Genomic DNA, 19353 nt, shown 5'->3' on the forward strand with positions numbered 1-19353 from the left:
CAGTACAACTAGTTTCCGAAACAAAATCCCGACTCATGGCAGCTCATTTCGCGCAGGACACCTATTGAACTAACGGGAAACGATAGCGTAATAAAACCAAGAAAGCAGCTGATCACTTTGATCAGTTGCTTTAATTCAACTAACGGGCAGGTCACTGGAATAAAAAGGGGTTTGCATTGATGATATAGAACTATTTTAATGACCAATATTTTTGAGGTGAGATTAAGTAGTGATAAACATACAACCTATAGATTTGCATAGCGTTAAAGACGGGGAGATTATCAACGGACTTATCTACATCACTGATTACACACCAAAGACAGATGCGGCAGGTAAGGCACCTATATACGGTACTTGTCATTACTACGGTAAGACAATAGGTTTCAAGATTTGTGACGAGTACCTTCAGAACAATCTCAACATCAACAACCTTGTAGGGGCTATTGCCTTGATTAAAGGCAATGTTGATTCCTACAACGATAAAATCGAGTTGACATTAACAGAAATAAACTTCCAGCACGGTGTAACGGATATCAATATCTTTTACAAGCGAGTAGATGTGGAATCGGTTTTCAAAAGTTTCGTGCAATTTGTAAACAGTAACCTCACTCAGCCCGCTGCAACTCTATTATTCGGCATTTTTCAGAAGGAAAATTTGTTCGATCCGTTCAAGGTTACTTGGGCGGGTGCGAAGATGCATGACGCTCAGATCGGTGGTTTGATGAACCATACGATGAAGATGCTTCGTCTTGCTAGAACCTTGATCGAAAATGATTCTCGACTAGCTCCTTGGGCTGATTTACTCTACCTGAGCATTATCCTTCATGTTATAGGTAAGGTGTTAGAAATTGAAGATGGTGTTTACACAGAGTTGTCCTATATAAGTCACAGGGTTTTTGGTGCTGAGATCACTATGAGAAATAAAGATGAAATCGTGGTGACGTTTGGCGAGAAGTTTTATTACGATATTATCTCAGTTCAGTTGGGGCATCACGGTGAATTTGCCGATAAGCCAGTAACCATTTGGGCTTACATCGTTCACCTCATTGACATGCTTGAAGCTCACACTACAGGATTCTTAGACAAGTTGGAGAATGGCGACTTTAAGACTAAGAATGGTCAGAAGACGGTGTATGTCAACTCGTCCAATCTGGTCGTATAGAAGGCGTATCTGATGTATCGATAGATAAGTTACCTTCATTTCTTCCCCTCTGGCAAATGATGTTGGAACGAAAGGGTTTGGTAAAGATTGATTCCGCCTAACGGGTTAACTAAGAGATGCCGTTAATAATCTTATGTATCAATACCTTTGAGCTTACCGGCTGGATAGCGACCGGCGGTGATGAACTTGATAGTTGAAATTGATGGTTATTTTGAAAATGTACTTATCATCGGCAAGACATGTTCAATTTCGGAATTAAAAAGGAAATATAAAAAAGGCAAAACCCGTTGTACAGACATAAGTAAATTTGCAGATATTTTTTGTAGGATGATTTTTGTTTTATTGAGCTAACGTTTCCCGTTAGTTCAATGTCTTGGCGCATAAATACGGTCAGTATCCGTATCAATTACAACATCTGGCCTAGGGTCTTGATGAGATCGTGAAGCAAGCTCGCAGCCGAATAGACAACTTCTCGTATCCGCTAGGCGAAGGGTTGGGAAGCTATAGCCGATCTGCGTACGATGCCCTTCTCGCTAAACTCGACCATGCGGAGGAATTATCTACCGACGCAAGTTTGACGGAAGAGCAATTCAACGAAGAACGGAGTTCCCTTGCCGAGCTGGAAGCCGCTCTGTTAGCTTCGCTCAATAGTACGCAAGATGGCGTGTTTTATAACGCTTATCGGGATTTCTCCAGCGATGAGACGGGTAAATACCCATTTGGCTTTAACATCGAAGACCTGACCAATGGCGCTACCGCAACAGTTCAGGAAGAGGAAGGAAATAAATTCCTTCGGTTGACCACAACCGCTACCGCAGGCAAAGCCAACCTGTTCCTGCCTTATCTGGGTGAGGTGACAGCTGGGGCAGATCAACGCATTGTTATCGAATATCGCGCACGATTAAACACCAACTTCCAGTACGCCAATGGCGCTATGACGAGGAACGACAGCGGGACTAGCAATTATTCTATGGTCTCTGCGTTTGAAGGGCAAGCTGATCGTGCAGGATGGCGCTTCCAAGAAGACCGTCCAAAACTACACCATTAACACGTGGTACAAAATTAAAATGGTAGCCAACTGGGATGCCAAGACTTATACCGTCTATATCAACGATAATCCTGATCCGGTCGCTACTGACTTCGTTTTCCGCCATACGGGCAGCAACAAGCTGACCGGCCAGCGGTTTGGCATCGACGGCTATGCCAACGCGTCCATCGACTTTGACGATTTCAAAGTGATGGTTACCGGAGGAGCTAAGGCAACTCCTGTTGGACTTGGGTCAAGTAATGAAACAGCGGCAGGCGCTAACGATGGAACCATCACGGGCGTGAACGCCTCTATGGAATGATCTTCGGACAATGGGAGCACGTGGTCCATTGTAAAGGGGGATACTCTGCACAATCCGGCTCCGGGAACTTATTGGATTCGTTACCGTGAGATCGATGACTATAAAGCCAGTGCCCATGTGGAGTTAACCATCAAAGGTTATGATCAACCGACGAACCCCTCTGGGCGGAGGTGGATCTAGCAGCTCTACCAACACGTCTACAACAGTCAAAAACGAGGACGGCAGTACGACAACCATCGTTACGAATAAGACAACCGGTACAGTAACCGAGACCACCACTTGGCCTAATGGAGTTAAAGTGAAACGATCACGACTTCCCTTGCGGAAGTAACCGCCAATGTCCATCTACCAGAAGGCGTGGCAGATGCGCGGATTACGATCCCCGCGAAAAATGCCTCTGCTTCGACTGTAGCCTTACGGTCAGGGAAGACGGCTCCTGAAAAATCATTGGAGACTCTGTTCTAACCAAAGATGGAGTGAGCTTTATAGCCAAAGGCGATATGACGGTTAAATTGATCGACAACAAGATTACCTTCAAGGATGTGCCTGACAGCTATTGGGCGGCCGAAGCGATAACCTTTGCCGCCAGCCGAGAACTGTTCCTTGGAACGGGGCAAGGCGTATTTATTCCGGGTGAATCCATGAGCCGTGCCATGTTCTTTACTGTGTTGGCTCGCCTCGACGACGTTGAGACCGAAGGCGGTGCGAATTGGTACACCAAGGCGCAAAACTGGTCTGTAACGGCCGGGATTAGCGACGGCAGCGCCCCGGATGCAGCCATTACCAGGGAGCAATTGATCACTCTTTTGCCCGGTACGCCGACAACCTGCAACAAGCGGCAACGGTAAGAGCTATGCCGACAGCGGCGAGGTTTCCGTTTGGGCAAAGGAAGCGATGAACTGGCTGTGGCGCAAGGGATCATGAACGGCAAGCCGGGGAACCTTCTGGCGCCTGCAAGCAGCGTCACTCGAGCTGAAGTATCTGCCATACTTGCCCGCTTTATAACTTCGCGCTAGCTAGGCATCACCCGTAAAGAGCCTTGAGCAATCAAGGCTTTTTACGGGTTTCTTTCGGATTACTTATATCACCACGATTTTAAGTTATTACAAAATTCATTTAAATGAGTACATTTTTATAATTTCCCCGGTAGCTATAATGAAAATATGAGAGCTCCTCTTAATACAGCCGGAAGGAGGGAAAGAAATGAAAGCGGTTTTAGAACAAGACTACGCTTCAATTAAGAAGAAAAATAAATTTCTTCACAACGTCAAAAGAGACAAATGGTTATACGCTCTTTTACTGCTGCCCTTTGCCTATATCCTGATCTTCAAGTATGCCCCGATCTACGGCGTTGTTATGGCCTTTCAAGATTACAATATTTTTGCGGGAATACAGGGGAGTGAGTGGGTTGGATTGGATGTGTTTGAGTTCATTTTCCAGCAGGACAGCTTCTACCGTGCGCTCAAGAATACGCTGCTGCTGAATGTTTATGACTTGATCGCGGGCTTCCCAGCGCCGATTATTCTAGCGATTTTGCTCAATGAAGTGAGAATGGTGAAATTTAAGAAAATAACGCAAACCGTATTATATCTGCCTCACTTTTTATCCTGGGTGATTATCGGCGGCATGGTCTATCTGATGTTCTCCAACAGCGGCATGGTCAACACGTTCCTGGCGAACCTGGGCCTTGTGAAGATCGAGTTTCTGTCGCAGAAGGTGCCTTGGTTAATGACTTATATCTCGGTTGGCGTATGGCAGCATATCGGCTGGGGAACGATCATCTATCTGGCGGCAATGACGGGAATCAACAAGGAATTGTACGAGGCCTCCGATATTGACGGATGCAGCAGACTTCGCAAAGTATGGCATATTACGCTGCCCGGCATTAAGTCAACGATCAATATTTTGCTGATACTCCAGATTGGCAGAATGGTTTCCATAGGGTTTGATCGACCGTTTGTAATGGGCAATTCATTAGTCAGCGATTACTCCGACGTGATCAGTACATTCGTATACAGAGTTGGTATTAGTTCGGGGGATTTCTCCCAAGCGACTGCGGTAGGATTGTTCCAATCCGTCGTTGGCCTAATCCTGCTGATGGGTGCTAACTATATCGCGAAGAAATTGGGTGAGGATGGGATATGGTGAGCATGGCGAGCAGTTTAGGCAAAAAGAAAAAAATGAGCGTGGCGGATATCGTCATTATCGTATTTATCGTGACGTTATCCTTCACGTGTATCGTTCCGTTCCTCTATATGATTGCGCTTTCCTTAAGCTCCAACGAAGCGATTATCTCTCAAAAGGTAGGGCTGTGGCCGGTGGGCTTCACCCTCGAAACGTACAAAACCATCTTAAGCGACGGGGAGATGCTGTATACGCTTGGTTACAGTATTCTGCTTACGGTTTTCTACACCGTAGTATGTATGTTCCTGACCATTTGCGGAGCGTATCCGCTGACGAAAAAGCGGCTGATGGGAAGAAACTTTATCTTGTCGGCATTGGTCTTCACCATGTATTTCAGCGGTGGTTTGATTCCTTCTTATATACTGGTTAAAAACCTGGGGATGATGAACACGGTGTGGAGCTTGGTGTTGCCGGGCGCCATGAGCGTGTTTAACCTAATCATCCTGAAGACGTTCTTCACCAATCTTCCAGAAAGTCTGGAAGAATCGGCTGCGATTGATGGCTGTTCGGATCTGGGCATTCTCATGAAAATCGTGCTTCCTCTGTCGCTGCCCTCGATCGCCACGTTAAGCCTCTTTTATGCGGTGGACAGATGGAACGGTTTCCAGGATGCCCTGTTCTACATTACGGATAAAAATCTGTATCCGATGCAGATGAAGCTGTACCAGATCATTTCGGCCAATCAGCAGCTGGACAGCCAGCAAGGCGGAGAAGGAAGCGCCGGCTCCTTCATTGTGCCCGAGTCATTGAAAGCGGCCAGCGTTATGTTTACGACCATACCGATCCTGCTCATCTATCCCAAGCTGCAGAAGTATTTCGTAGACGGCGTAATGACGGGAGCCATTAAGGGCTGATAAGGAAAATTCGGATGGAAAGGGGTGATTGCCGGGCTGGGCTGGTGGATGTAAAGAGGCTTTGCGATAAGAATCAGTTCATATCTATCATTTGAAAGGGTGGTTTTGAGTGAATACTGGTATAAAGAAAAAAGCAGCCATTCTGTTTAGTACAGCGCTGCTTGCCGGTGTTATGGCAGGCTGCGGTGGGAATAACGGCAATAATGAACCGGCGGCATCAAACGGTGGATCCCCGGCAGCAGAATCATCTTCTGGTCCCGTTGAAACCTTGACTGTAGAAGTGTTCGATAGAGGGATTCAAGGACAGCCGGACTTGAATAACAACACGTGGACCAAATACGTCAACGAAAAATTCGGTAAGCCTAATAACGCCGTCGTAAAATTTGTTTCCGTGCCTCGTTCCCAGGAAGTCGACAAGCTGAACGTACTCATGGCTGCCAACGAAGCGCCAGATATTTCCTTCACCTACGACGGTACGACCGTAACCCGTTTTGCCAAAAACAATGGCCTTTATACGCTGGACGAATTGCTCGAGAAGGATGGCCAGCAATTGAAAGCTTATCTCGGCGATACCGTTCTTGACTACGGGAAATACGATGGCAAACAGGTCTCCATCCCGGCGAAGCGGACTTTGCTTGCCTGGAACGGATTGTTTATCCGCAAAGATTGGCTCGATAAGCTTGGACTGCCCGTTCCGACGAACAAGGACGAATTGTACGATACGCTCGTTGCCTTCCGCGACAAGAACCCCGGCAATGTAAATGGCGTCATTCCGTGGGCGACTGCGGCTGCCGGCATGAACTACACCTTTGGCAATCTGGTTCCATCCTTCTGGAGTCCTATGTCGGAGGAAGAATTCGTTACCACCACCAACTGGCTGAAGCCCGGCAACAAGGATGCGTATAAATGGCTGAATAAGCTGTACGCGGAAAAACTGATCAGCCCCGACTTTGCTTTGGACAAAACGGCTAAGCAGGCGGATGCCGACGTAACGAACGGCAAGGTAGGCTTCTATGGGGCCAACTGGGATTATCCGATGGTGCAAAAAATTCGCGAGCCGCTGAAACAAAATGCGCCGGACGCGAACTATGTTCCGATCGATGCCTTCAAGAACGCGGAAGGAAAATATATCAAAGAGACGTATAATGAAAACGGACTTTTCTCTTTTATTCCGAAAAGCAGCAAACATGCGGAACTGGCTATGAAGTATCTGAACTGGATGGCCGATCCGGAAGTGTTGTTCTTCCTGCAGTTCGGCGAAAAAGGCGTCAACCACACGATGGTAGACGGCATCCCGCAAGGGATTGCGCAAACCGGCGAAAATATGCAGATGAGCAATCTCAATCTGGATTATACGCTCGTTGTTAACGGCGCGGAGCTGGGCGACACCGAAAAGAATGTCAAAACGTACGCGGCAGCCTTGGCGACCGGAGATAAAGACTATGAGAAAATGGCTGTTGATTCCTATAAGATCAACACGACAGACGGCTATACCGGCTTTTACTATGGTGTCCCGAACGAAGCCAGCATCAAATACGGCAAAACGCTGGGTGATATGAACAAGCAAATGACGGATCGGCTGATTGTTGTCAAGCCGGCCGAATTCGACGCCTTGTATGACAAGCTGGTGAAAGAATATATGGACGCTGGCGGTAAAGCGGTTCAAGAAGAGAACGTGAAGCATTACAGAGAAATTAAAGAGAGCAGCAAGTAATTCATAAGATACGGATAAACCCATCGTTTGCTAATGACCGTGGTTTATCCTATTTTAGATTGCTATTACCGGGAAGCTTTGCTATCATTTCGAAGAAATCCACAAGTTCAGGAGGATACCCATGTACAAGGTCATGATTATTGATGATGAGTCGTGGGCGATTAAAGGAATTCGCAACGCCTTTGACTGGGATAATTACGGTTTTGAAATTATAGGCCAATTTACAAGCGCTTACAAAGCGTGGGATGCTATTCTAGCAGAGAAACCTGACTTGGTATTTACGGATATACGCATGCCGGACCTTTCCGGACTTGATCTCATGAAGAGAGCCAAATCGCATAATCTGGACACTGAGTTTGTCGTCGTTAGCGGATACGCGGAATTTAAATATGCCCAGGAAGCGCTGCGCTTCGGCGCGCTTAATTATTTCCTGAAGCCTTTGGATGTAGATATGGCAGATTCATTTATTGAGGAGCTTGCCATGCATTTCTCCAAAAGAAGCGCGGCACGCAATCAGCTCCTTCTGGATGCGCTGACCTCGCCCAATGAGGAGGAGATCAAACGTTATTTGCCTCTTCCGGGTAGCGGGGAGGTATGTTACTACCAAGTGCTTTCTATCGATTTCGCAGGCGGCAACAAGGATTTCGGAAAGCTGCTCTCTTTGGAAGAAAAGCCTGTTACGGCTGTGGTCGTTGAATCCGGAACGAGTAAAAGGCTGATTGTTCTGATAACGGAACATAAAGCTTGTTTGGAAGAACTTTGGGATGAATTAGTCGCGAACAATACTGGCATGAATACGGTGGGCGTCAGCAGCATTTCCAGTCAGCTAACGCATATGAGCAAGCTGATTAAAGAGGCGGATCTGTCTGCCTCACAGGTTTTTTTGAACGAAATTGGAAGGGTCGTTCATTACGAACCGAAGGTTCATTTGGTGAAACCATGTATCGAAGAGATTAATCGGATCGTTCGGGAGGACCAGCCTGGCGACATGGATGCGTACTTAAACGGGCTGCAGGCATACTTCAAAGAACAGCAGCTCGGCATGAGCGAGGTTGTCTACTTATGGAACCAGGCAGTCGGGATCCTTATAAACGCCTACGCCGAAGAATTGAAGGATATGGAAATGGAATTCCTCAATTATTCCGAGATTAAAGAACGATTCGAACACTTCGAATCTTTGTGCAGCTTTTTGCATGACGTCCTCGCTTCCATTACGCAAGGGAACAACCGACCGTTGCAGGAAGGGGACATTGTATCTTGCTTTAACCGAATGGTAGCCTATATCGACGGTCACTATGAACAGAAATTGTATTTGAAAGATTTGTCCGCCCAGTTCTATATTAATCAGGTGTATTGCTGTCAATTATTCAAGAAAAATTTGGGCAAAACCTTCTCCAAATACGTGTCGGAGCTCAGGATTAAGAAAGCCCGCGAGTTGTTGAGGAAAACGGACCTGTCGATCGAGGAGATCGCCATTCAGACTGGGTATGTGGAATACTACTATTTCAATAAGGTTTTCAAGAAACATTGCGGAATAACGCCTTCTAAATTCAGAAAAAGCAGTTAACGATGAACGGAGCGGCAGGCCATGAAGACCAGTAGACTGAAATTGAAACATCAGATATGGCTTATCTTTTATTTCGCTATCGTTATATTTACAGTCATGGTGTTGTATTTCTTCAATAGCTTCTCTCATCTAACCCAGAATAGGGCCGCCAATTTTGGAAACCAAATGATAGAGCAAACGCGAAGCAAGATTGATACCGTGTTTAATGATATCCGGGTCAGCACCGGCATTGCGGTCAACAGCAAACTGATTCAGGAATATACCGTAGTGGATGATGATTACAAAAGGGCGTTTGATAGCGGTAATTATGCACTGGATCTCATGGATTATATGAGATCCTTTAATTCGTATGTGAGCGGAATTGTCATTGATGACGTTCGGGGGAAGCAGCTTTACAGTCTGGATTCCTCGGGCGGCGATATTTTCTTTCTAAAACGTTACGAAAGCTTTATCCGGACGTATAAGAAGGACCCTTCGCTTCGGGAAAAGGGGCAGTTCACCACTACTTTAAAAGACGATAGCACGGGATCGGAACAGTTTTTTTATATCGCGCCGATTTTGGAATCTATTGGTGGCATCTATTTCTCGCAAATAACGGGTTACTTCACCGTAATGGTTAATATGGACAAGCTTCAGGGGCTTGTGGAAAATACGGAATTGACGCCGCACTCCACTTTGTACATTCTGGACAGCCAGGATGAGGTTATTGCGTCCACGAATGCCAAGACACGAGGCATGTTGTTCAAGGATGTACTGTCTATGAATAAGGACAACCTGCTTAACGGCGTGAACACAACCATCGACGGGGAACGTATTCTCGTTCAGGTCAAAGGTTTGGAGCAGGCGGATGGGTGGCGAATTGTTAGTTTGATTCCGGTTCATGAACTAACTGCGGACATGAACCCTATGAGGAAGGTCAGCATTATCGTGGGGATCGGGATTATTCTCATTCTGATTATGATGGGCATTTTCTTCATGAATAGCCTGATGAATCCGGTGATGGGGCTTGTTATGGATATGAAGAGGGTAGGGAGAAGGGACAGGGGCTTCCGAATTAAAGTCCGCTCTACCAATGAAGTAGGCTCGCTGGCTCGCGATATCAATCGGATGATGGATGAGATGGAGGAAATGACAAGGGATATGTTTAATACCCAAGCCAGATTGTACAAATCCGAGCTCAGCCAGAAGCAAGCGGAGTTTTCTGCCCTGCAGAGCCAGATCAACCCGCATTTCCTGTATAATACGCTGAATTGCATCAGCAGCATCGGATTGGAATACGGAAGCAGGGAAATCGCGCAAATGACGTCAAGCATGTCCAAAATTTTCCGGTACAGCATCAAGCAAGATGAGCTTGTGCAGATCAAGGAAGAAGTGGACTGTATTCAGGCCTATATAAAGATTATCTCTATTCGGTATGATAATAAATTCTCTATGAACGTGGATGTGGAAGAGCGGCTGCTTGAGTTGAGAACTCCCAAGATGATTCTCCAGCCTATTGTCGAGAATTCCGTCTATCACGGGCTCGAGCGGATGGACCAAGGGGGGCGGCTAGAGGTTACCGGGAGCATGGATGAGCAGGGGGATGTGTGCTTCTGTATCAGGGATACCGGAAAAGGAATGGAACCGGAGGAACTGGCCGCTCTCCAGGCTAAGCTGGACACGGATTATCCGGAACGCGCGCAAGACGGCCAACCGTCGCAAAGCATCGGATTAACCAATATCCATAACAGGCTTCGGCTCCTTTTCGGAGAGCGCTATGGGATCACCATAGAAAGCCGGATTGGCTATGGAACAACTGTAGTCGTTAAGATTCCGTCATTGGAATAGCAGGCAACTAGTAAAGGCCTGAATGGCGTATTCAGGCCTTTACCTTTATTCAGCGGGCTGAATCCGGATCGACGCTTGCGACAGGCAGTTGGTTATCATGAGATCCACTCCTCCGTCAGGGTGGCTTGTGCATACGACTTCGCATCCTGTGCAGTTAGCCTCGTATTCGAATCCTTCGGCCAGATTGACCCGTATATGAAAGGGCTGATCGGATTGTCCGGCGTAATGAAACTCTGCCTCATATTCCGTAAAGTCATCCTTAATGCGTTGCTGCAGCATCCAGACGTTAAAGCCTGTCGTAACCTTACCCAACTGATAATAGGACGCAAACCAATTGATGACAGGCGCCGATAACCCTCCGAAGTGATGCCAGCCTGCGCCGCGTCCCGACTGCACGATAAAATGCTCGTAACAATTGTAAGTGGCTTCGTTCTCGCGTTTCCATAATTCCAGCGCCGTGTTTGCAATACGGTAAGCGAGGTCCGGATAACCGTAATCGAACATCGTTTTCCAGAAAAACCACTGATGAGGCATCCAGACCGCACCGTTCCAATAACCGTCTGCCCGATAATACGGGGCGCTTTGATCAACGGTGGATAAGCCGATTGGCGTCCAGAAACGTTGTTCGTCAAACAAGGCTTCAATCAGACGCCGGGCACGGTCTTTGCTGCAGATCCCTGCCAGGAGTGGGTATAAACCATCCATCCCCCTATTGTAATTCGCTCCGGAGCCGTGATGCAGAAGACCTTCGTATTCTCCTTTTTCGTTATGCAGCACATAGCCGTAATAGCCGGTCTCCTCATCCCAGGCATAAGCGTCAAGGGCATTGCTCCATCTACGGATATCCTTCTCGTATTCCTGGATGTCTATATCCCAATCATCAGAAGATGCCGCCGCCATCCTAAGGATTTTGGCGATTCGTATGAGCTGACTCGTCGTAATGACGGGAGCTGCTTTATTTTCTAATTTTTGCTCATGCACGTATTTTTGAGGAGGGTAGTCATCCCATCCCCCGGAGTTATAGAAATAATCCCAGGTTTGAAGCAGACCGGTTTGAAATACGTCCGTTGTTGAACCATTCAATTTGCCTGCAAGGAATAAGTAGTATTGCCGTAATCTCGGGTAGAAATAGTTAAGGAACTCTGGAGACTGCTTGCGGTTCCATAACTCGTGGAACAAATAATGCTGCACGGGAACCGGGCTGCCGTGATGAATAAAGGCTGCTTCAGGATCTCCCGGCTCCGTCATATAAGCATTTAAGCAATCAATCGCCCGGCTGTCATCGAGATCGGCGAAGCCAAGTCCGATAAACCCGGAATCCCATGTATACAGGGAATCCCACCATCTCCCCGGCGTGTTGTGACGAATAAATTGTCGCTTGGTGTAGACCGGGAAAACCGTATTAGTCAGCAAGGTCGCCCGCATGAGCTGCTGGCTGAAGGAATATCGGTCGCCCGAAGGATAAGCGGGAGGAGACTCCAGCTTTTTGCGTTCCGCTAGATAGATAGACTCGCAGCTGCTGGCATCCAATGCAAAGCATGCCAGACGGGCATGTACTTCTTCCAAAGTCCCGCCGCACACCAATCCGTGAAGAACAAGGGATGAAGCCGGGTTTAGGGGAATAGGACGCATAAACACATTCGTATAATTTCCTTTTCCGTTGCCTTGCAAAATAGCATTCACATGATTGTGCACCGTGTGACGGGCGAAATGATCAAGCTCGTCCGTTCTGAACTGTCTGATCTCCGCATCGGGATAATTCCACAACAAGCCGTAATAGCAGGGGTTATCCGGATAATGAAGAATAAGACTGCCGGGAACGGGACCTTCCAGTAGTTTCGGTTCCAAGCCCCAAGGGAGATACACGAACGCAACCTCTTCGGAAGTCTGCTGCTCGACAAGCGTAAAGCCGTCAAGAACAAGCGGGTTAGCACTCCGCGTGCGAAGACTAACGGCAACTTTTCCTGCAGGCAAGTTCCCGATATGCAGTTCTGACAACGTTAAGCTGCCGGATGGTTCCAGATGAAGCCGGTACTTCTGCTCCCCGAGCCGAAGCTCGAGCTCCGCTCCTCGAATGGCTTGACCGCGCAGCAGGAACACGGCGTCCTTCAGGGAGGTCTCGAGGTTTATCTCATATCGGAGCAGATCTCCGGGATCCGTTCCGAATGAACCGCCAACAGCCGATCCGCCCGTAAAATGCTGTCCGCGAATTTCCCCGCGCGCCAATCCGGCGTAGACAAGACCGTTTGCAGGCCGTGGCTTGGCAAAGATCAATTCCTTGTAATCCAGCGCATTTACCCATTTTGCTCCATCAGGAAGCCGTGCTTCCGCGAAGATTTGGACTTCGCCGTGTCCCGGCAGCCGGGGAGGCTGGAGCGAAGCCATCGCGTGCAACACCAGATTTTGCGGATACTCCGTTTGATTGGCGAAGTTAAGGCGGATAAGCCGACTCTGCTCATCAATCCGGCTGAACGATATATCCGCGTAGACGCGGTCCTTCCATTCGAGTTCATGACGATGGGAGAAATGGCTGAAATCCGGCGAAGCCTCCCAGGGATGATAGCCGGATTCCCATAAGACATTAGGAATGTCTATTTTTCGCCGATAGAATCCGGGCATTAAGCTTAAATCAAATCGAACGCCTTTCGACGGATCGTTAATGTGGGAGATACCTATATATTGCTTGGCATAAGGTCCCCAGGAAGGCAGGTTCAAGTCATGATTATTGGAAAGACGCTGATAGTCATTCATGTCGGACGGCTCCTTCGGCTATGGCATTTTCTCTTTATTGTAAAGGCAAGGTGCCCGAAAAAGCCTCTTGATAGCCGATTCCTTTGTCTTGAAAACGGACATTCATGATACGATAAAGGCACTATAGCCAATGTGGAGGCAGGAAAATGACGGTGAGTTTCAGTGCTTATGACAGGGAACAGGTCGATTACGCCGATCCATATTTTCGCATGAAAATATGGAAGATTAACCACCAAAGTTTAACCTCCGAGGAATACGGACCATGGCACTATCATGAGGAAGTGGAGTGGATTGCTGTTCTGAAGGGCACGATGGCCATTGAAACAACGAATCATCATTATCCGCTGCAAGGCGGCGACGTGATGCTGTTAGGCTCAAATGAGCTTCATCGATCCTATAAATACGGAACTTCCGAACTGATTTACATCGTGTGCCACGTTGATATGACCGCTTTTATGGACCCGTCCCTGCTGACGTATTATGCGGCTTTTACGGGCAAATCCGCCAATCTGACGACGCTGTACGAGCCGTTAAGCAAGTCCGGCTCAAAGGGACAAGCCTTGGAGTTGCTCAATAGAATGCTTCAGGATATTACGGCCAAGAAAAGAGGATACGAGCTCGCCGTTAATGCCAGCTTCAAAATGCTTTTGTATACGCTGATTCAAATCGATGACAGGAAGGTTATTGCGCCGATGGACCCGCATCTGGCGGAAAAACTGCGGCCTGCGTTAGCGCTGATTGAGCAGCAGCTCGAGACATCCTGCCTGATCGCCGATATCGGCAAAGAGTTGAATTACAACGGCAGTTATTTTTCCAAGCTGTTTAAGAGAGGAATGGGAATGACGTTTACGTCTTATGTGCAAATGCGGAGGATGAAGCGGGCCGCGCAGCTTCTACTCACGGAGTCTTGGTCGGTAACCGAAATCAGCGGCAGAGTGGGATTTGCAAGCCCGGCTCAATTTTATCAGTTGTTTAGAAGACATTTTGGTTGCTCCCCGAAGCAGTTTATATGCCGTCATGGACGGGATAACGGATCGATAGGGGAATATTCGCTCATGCAATGGGAAAGCGGAGACTGATGCGTTTTTACCGCAGAAAACAAAAAAAATCAGCCCTTATTCCTTATGGAATAACGCTGGACTCGTATAGCTATTTTTGGACCCACGATAAATACATAAATGAACAAGCAAATGATGGATCGGCTGATTGTTGTCAAGCTTCTCACAACTTCCGGGAGTTTGCGCCGAGCCGTCGCCTGGCGTCGCATGTAGCTGCCTACTGGACGGTGGATTTCCTGCCGGTACCGGGAAATCCGGGGCATCGAGTCATCCCCGATGGCTGTGTCGATATTACAGTGGACCTGCTCGCTTCATCAAGCAGGCAGGCCGCTTATGTCGTAGGGCTAACGACACAAGTCGAAGTTATGAACTTTACAATAGCACGCTCGGTATGGGGCATCCGGCTTTATTCGGAGTCGGCCCGCACGATCCTGAAGTCTCCAATATCGACATTAGCGGCAAATCGTGTGTTTTTGGAGGATCTCTGGGGACAAGAGGCTCTGGATTGGGTCGAAAAGCTGCTGACTGCCCAATCGTTACCAGACAGGATCGAGGTCGTCGAGCAGCAATTGGGCCAAATACTGGCTGCGACCGAGGCGCCTGCTCCCACTTTGGTCTACCAGAGCATGCAGTATATATACGAGGTCAAAGGTAATCTTTCCGTAACGGATTTGGCGGATAAAGTGAATTTCAGCGAGAGGCATCTGCGAAGGGCTTTTGAACTGGAGCTTGGCCTAAGCCCGAAGGAGATGCTCGGAATCGTCCGCTTTCAAAGCGTTCTTGAGGAATTGAACAGCGGAGACTATTTCAGCTTGACGGATTTGGCCCTTCAACACGGGTACTACGATCAGTCACACTTCGCTGGCGTTTTTAAACGATATTACGGACTTCCACTTAAACGGCTGACCAAGCAGGAGTGAGGAAGTCCGTTTTTACTATTTTGCAATGAGGGACAATTACTATAATGGGATTGAAAATCAAACAAGGAGAGGGGAGCTGCAAAGCATGACGGTAAAGTTGAAACGAGTCGCGATTTACGTAGAAGAGATGAAGAGGTCGTTGGATTTTTATAGCGTGCTGGGGCTGGTTATTCCGGACGGCGCAGACGAAGCGCATCACGTAGACGTGGAGCAAGAAGGAATTGTGTTTGCATTCGATATGCTGGAATCGGTAAAGAGTGTTTTTGAAGGCTGGGAAGATCCTGTCGGCTACCGGACCGAGCTCGCTTTTCAGTTCTCCAGCAACGAAGCGCTGGACGACGTGTACCGTCAGTTGACGATGCTTGGGTATAACGGATTCCTCGAGCCGCGAGATACACCGTGGGGAGAGCGATATGCGATCATTAAGGACCCCGATAACAATTTAATCAGTCTCGTCGCTTAGCGAAGAGAAGGAATGCGCCATTAAACAACTAGCAAATGGGAAGCACTTATGGATTGGCCAACCTTTCGATCCATCTGTTTCTCACTCTATTTACACTGCTTTACATTGAACATAAATAGCCCATTGCCATGTAAAATTGGAAAATAAAAGCTTCCAAATTACGGTGATGGGCTCATTTGCATTTTTCAAAGTACTACACTACATTAGACTCCTACCGTCGTCGCTGAACTGATATGATATTGTACGTAAAGTCGACGAATTGGGTCGTGTTGTTATTCCAATCGAATTGCGCCGTACCCTTGGTATTGGCGAGAATGATGCTCTGGAGATCTATGTAGACGGCGAGCGTATTATGCTTAAGAAATACGAGCCTGCTTGTATCTTCTGCGGCAATGCAGAAAACGTATCCTATTTCAAAGGCAAAATTGTTTGCCATAATTGTTTATCTGCAGAAAAATAGTACCTATCAGAAGCGGCTGTTGAGCTAATGCAACTTTAGTTAAATAACCCATTACCGGCGGGGAATCCAAAGTATTCAAATCCAACTAGCGAAAACAAACAATTCAAAAAATATGTAGACCAGTTGTAGCTCGATTAAAAATATAAAAAAAATCAGCGTTACCGAATTAAAACGGTAACGCTGATTTTTTTTTTGGACAGCAGGAGTGCATTTTTATCATCTCTTCAAATCTTTATTTTTTTGCAAAAATCATTTATAGAATTACATTTTAATCAAAATTCATGAGCGTATAATACTTTACATGAGATCTCTGTTTAAGATTACCGACAGAGACTCCTGTCGAATCACATTTGTGCTGTGCGGAGACCACATGGCCGTAGAGAAAGATTTCAAGGAACAATGCGTGTCAATTCATAATCGGGATTACAGGACAAGACTACGCATCCATATCAGCTAGGCAGCAGTGGCGAAGACAGCTTCTAGGAGGAGGTCAATATGTAACGATTGATTCAATAGGTGATTCAGTAATGAACCATTCAAATTCCATTAATTTGTAAGCGCTATCTTGTAACGAGGGGAGTAAACTGTCAAGTCAACTACAGAAGGAGGTTGTATTATGAAAAAAACTAAAAAATCTAATTATGTATTGTTTTGCTTTTCGATTGTATTTTGCTTGATTGTATCTTTACCGGGACTAGCAAATGCTGCTCCAATTCACGCTGGTCCACAATTTGTGGATGGCTATTATGCAGATCCTGACGTACAGATATATAATGGCACATATTGGGTGTATCCGACTCGTTCGACTCAAGTTGGTGAATCCGACACTGGCGCAAAATCGGTGGACATCTTCTCTTCAACAGACATGGTCAATTGGACCAAATACTCGAATGTCATAAGCTCGGCCAATATATCATGGTTGCAACACTCCTTGTGGGCGCCGAGCGGGGCTTATCGCGATGGGAAATACTACATCTATTTTGCTGCTAACGCAATCAATGGCGATGGACAATTAGGCGGAATAGGCGTTGCGGTCGCTGATAATCCACAAGGTCCATATACCGATGCGATTGGCGCCCCCCTTATCAACGTTGTACGAAATGGTGCAGGCCCAATGGATCAAGATGTATTTATAGATGATGACGGTCAAGCGTACATGTATTATGGCAGTTGGGGCGAGTGTAATGTTGTAAAACTTAACGCGGACATGAAGTCTTTGGGAACATGGTCTGACGGAACCGTCTATAAGAAAGTTACGCCCACTAAAACGGGCGATAATGATTATTTTGAGGCGCCTAAAGTGTTCAAGAGAAACGGGATATACTATTTGACTTATGCTGCAGGCGTTTGGGCAGATTCATCTTATAAGGTCATGTATGCAACGTCCAGCTCTGTAACAGGACCATTTGTACCGCAAGGTATTATGTTACATACCGATACGACAACAGCAGATGGACCTGGTCATAACGGTATTGTTCAATCACCTACAACAAATGATTGGTACATTTTTTACCATAAGCGTTATCTGAGCAGTTCACAACGCGTACTGGCATTTGATAAATTTGAGTTTAATGCTGATAATACGATAAAACCAGTCGAAATGTCAGAAGAAGATACCTTTGATGACAGTACTGATACGGGATGGACCAAATATGGCGGTGCATGGACCGTATCTGGCGGCCAGTATAATGTAGCATCAAATCCGGGTGCCAAGGCACTTTTGGATACCAATTTCTCAGATGTAATTTATGAAGCTGATGTGACACCGGGGTCAACCGGCAATGCGGGTCTGGTATTTAGAGTATCCAATCCTGGAACGGGTGCGGATGCTTACCAAGGCTACTATGCTGGACTCGATGTTCCCAATCAGAAGGTTTTGATCGGAAAGGCTAACAACAATTGGACATCGCTTTCCACTGCTTCTATGAGCTTAACGGCTAATACAAAGTATCATGTTAAAATCGTCGCACAAGATGCTTCCATAAAGGTCTATGTTGATGATATGACGATACCTAAGATTAATGTAACGGATGCGACCTATATTGGGGGCAGTGTTGGTCTTAGAACGTATGATTCAGCTGCCAAATTTGATAATATTTCAGTTCAAAGCAGCCGATATGAAACAGAAAATTTATTTGTAAGCGCAACCTCTGGCGACAAACACACCATGTTTGGGAATGGAACCGGTCGAGACCTAAATTTGAGCGGTGGATTTGGAACTGCACTAGACGCCAATGCAGTCAACGACTTTGTGACATACACGGTGAATGTGCCCGAAGCGCGAAGCTATAGTGTAAGGGTCGGCGTGAAAAAGGGAGCGAACAGAGGGCAGTTTCAATTGTCTGTAAACGATGTCAGTCATGGTCTGATTCAGGATTTATATTCCTCTGCATTTAACTATGTAGAACTGAATGTTGCTACTATCACCTTCAGCTCGGCAGGCGATAAATCTTTTAAGTTTAACGTTGCAGGTAAAAATGGCTCAAGTTCAGACTACGATCTGTTAATTGATTACATTAAACTAATACCAAACTGAAGCAAAAATGCAAAGGTATATGTAATTAGAAGTTAAGCAAAACACCTATGCCTATAGCGAGGCCACTGAAAAGTAAACTAATCAAATCGATCTGCACCAGGACGCATACCGATAGCAGATCAACAATTACGTGAGGCAGCTGCCGGCCAAAAGCTGGCCGCGCGTAGCCGTGAGCCAGTTGCAGGGAGTCTCGGCCGGCAGAGGAGGCATACTGACGATGAAAGCATTTATTCTTTACCGAGATGGTGTAATTAATGTTGGTAGCAGCATTAACAAGAAGAAGGAGTTTATCCTGATTGCTGGTGTACCTGAGGTTAAATACGGAATTTGTGAAAATGTCTGCGAAAAATCAAGCAATCAATGGAGCTGACCGTAAAGATCTTAAAGCGGTTGTTGCAATTATGATGAAATATTTTGTCTTTTTAATGCATTGAGCTAGAATTGAAGTGTCAGACTAGAACTACACACACAAACGAAATAAGCCTCCGTTTCCACGGGTACCGTGGAA

Annotated in this window: 17 protein-coding genes; 16 read left to right on the forward strand and 1 reads right to left on the reverse strand. The window is 46.6% G+C overall.

Features of this window, described 5'->3' with window-relative positions; all coding sequences use genetic code 11:
- The first annotated feature begins 229 nt into the window (after positions 1-229).
- The 10 genes from HW560_RS18540 (at position 230) to HW560_RS18570 (ending at position 10657) form a co-directional block, all read left to right on the forward strand.
- Entirely contained in the window at positions 230-1162 is a 933-nt protein-coding gene (locus HW560_RS18540; RefSeq protein WP_179264215.1) for a hypothetical protein, read from the forward strand.
- A 439-nt stretch (positions 1163-1601) separates the two neighbouring features.
- On the forward strand, positions 1602-2210 hold the full coding sequence (locus tag HW560_RS33910; protein WP_257031364.1) for a hypothetical protein: 609 nt from the start codon (positions 1602-1604) through the stop codon (positions 2208-2210).
- A 19-nt stretch (positions 2211-2229) separates the two neighbouring features.
- Complete coding sequence (locus tag HW560_RS33915; RefSeq protein WP_257031365.1) at positions 2230-2511, forward strand: hypothetical protein; 282 nt, start codon at positions 2230-2232, stop codon at positions 2509-2511.
- Positions 2512-3011: 500 nt separating this feature from the next.
- Positions 3012-3359 (forward strand): S-layer homology domain-containing protein, encoded by a 348-nt coding sequence (locus HW560_RS33920; protein WP_256222138.1) that lies wholly within the window; start codon positions 3012-3014, stop codon positions 3357-3359.
- A gap of 30 nt (positions 3360-3389) precedes the next feature.
- Positions 3390-3527 (forward strand): S-layer homology domain-containing protein, encoded by a 138-nt coding sequence (locus HW560_RS33925; protein ID WP_256222136.1) that lies wholly within the window; start codon positions 3390-3392, stop codon positions 3525-3527.
- A 187-nt stretch (positions 3528-3714) separates the two neighbouring features.
- Positions 3715-4659: an ABC transporter permease gene (locus HW560_RS18550; protein ID WP_090900072.1), complete on the forward strand. Its 945-nt coding sequence runs from the start codon at positions 3715-3717 to the stop codon at positions 4657-4659.
- Positions 4653-5549 (forward strand): carbohydrate ABC transporter permease, encoded by an 897-nt coding sequence (locus tag HW560_RS18555; protein ID WP_090900070.1) that lies wholly within the window; start codon positions 4653-4655, stop codon positions 5547-5549. The genes HW560_RS18550 and HW560_RS18555 overlap by 7 nt, the downstream gene beginning before the upstream one ends.
- 109 nt (positions 5550-5658) lie before the next feature.
- Positions 5659-7263, forward strand: coding sequence for an extracellular solute-binding protein (locus HW560_RS18560; protein WP_090900067.1), 1605 nt, complete (start codon positions 5659-5661; stop codon positions 7261-7263).
- Between the two features lie 121 nt (positions 7264-7384).
- On the forward strand, positions 7385-8830 hold the full coding sequence (locus HW560_RS18565) for a response regulator transcription factor (RefSeq protein WP_090900064.1): 1446 nt from the start codon (positions 7385-7387) through the stop codon (positions 8828-8830).
- A gap of 21 nt (positions 8831-8851) precedes the next feature.
- Complete coding sequence (locus tag HW560_RS18570) at positions 8852-10657, forward strand: cache domain-containing sensor histidine kinase (RefSeq protein WP_090900061.1); 1806 nt, start codon at positions 8852-8854, stop codon at positions 10655-10657.
- Between the two features lie 45 nt (positions 10658-10702).
- Here HW560_RS18570 and HW560_RS18575 read toward each other — a convergent pair whose 3' ends face one another.
- Entirely contained in the window at positions 10703-13408 is a 2706-nt protein-coding gene (locus HW560_RS18575; RefSeq protein WP_090900059.1) for an MGH1-like glycoside hydrolase domain-containing protein, read from the reverse strand.
- 146 nt (positions 13409-13554) lie between these two features.
- Between HW560_RS18575 and HW560_RS18580 the strand changes: the two genes are divergently transcribed.
- From HW560_RS18580 to HW560_RS18605, 6 genes are all read left to right on the forward strand, one after another.
- Complete coding sequence (locus HW560_RS18580) at positions 13555-14487, forward strand: helix-turn-helix domain-containing protein (protein WP_090900056.1); 933 nt, start codon at positions 13555-13557, stop codon at positions 14485-14487.
- Positions 14469-15386: a helix-turn-helix domain-containing protein gene (locus HW560_RS18585; protein WP_090900053.1), complete on the forward strand. Its 918-nt coding sequence runs from the start codon at positions 14469-14471 to the stop codon at positions 15384-15386. Before HW560_RS18580 ends, HW560_RS18585 begins: the two co-directional genes overlap by 19 nt.
- Positions 15387-15471: 85 nt before the next feature.
- Positions 15472-15849 (forward strand): VOC family protein, encoded by a 378-nt coding sequence (locus tag HW560_RS18590; protein ID WP_090900050.1) that lies wholly within the window; start codon positions 15472-15474, stop codon positions 15847-15849.
- 238 nt (positions 15850-16087) lie between these two features.
- Positions 16088-16309 carry an AbrB/MazE/SpoVT family DNA-binding domain-containing protein gene (locus HW560_RS18595; RefSeq protein ID WP_090900048.1) on the forward strand — a complete coding sequence of 74 codons (222 nt, stop codon included), beginning with the start codon at positions 16088-16090 and terminating at the stop codon, positions 16307-16309.
- Between the two features lie 616 nt (positions 16310-16925).
- A complete protein-coding gene (locus tag HW560_RS18600) occupies positions 16926-18845 on the forward strand; it encodes a family 43 glycosylhydrolase (protein ID WP_090900044.1) in 1920 nt (639 codons plus the stop codon).
- A gap of 217 nt (positions 18846-19062) precedes the next feature.
- Positions 19063-19215 carry a hypothetical protein gene (locus tag HW560_RS18605; RefSeq protein WP_177185745.1) on the forward strand — a complete coding sequence of 51 codons (153 nt, stop codon included), beginning with the start codon at positions 19063-19065 and terminating at the stop codon, positions 19213-19215.
- The last annotated feature ends 138 nt before the right edge of the window (positions 19216-19353 follow it).

This window comes from Paenibacillus sp. E222 (assembly GCF_013401555.1).
Lineage (GTDB): Bacteria > Bacillota > Bacilli > Paenibacillales > Paenibacillaceae > Paenibacillus.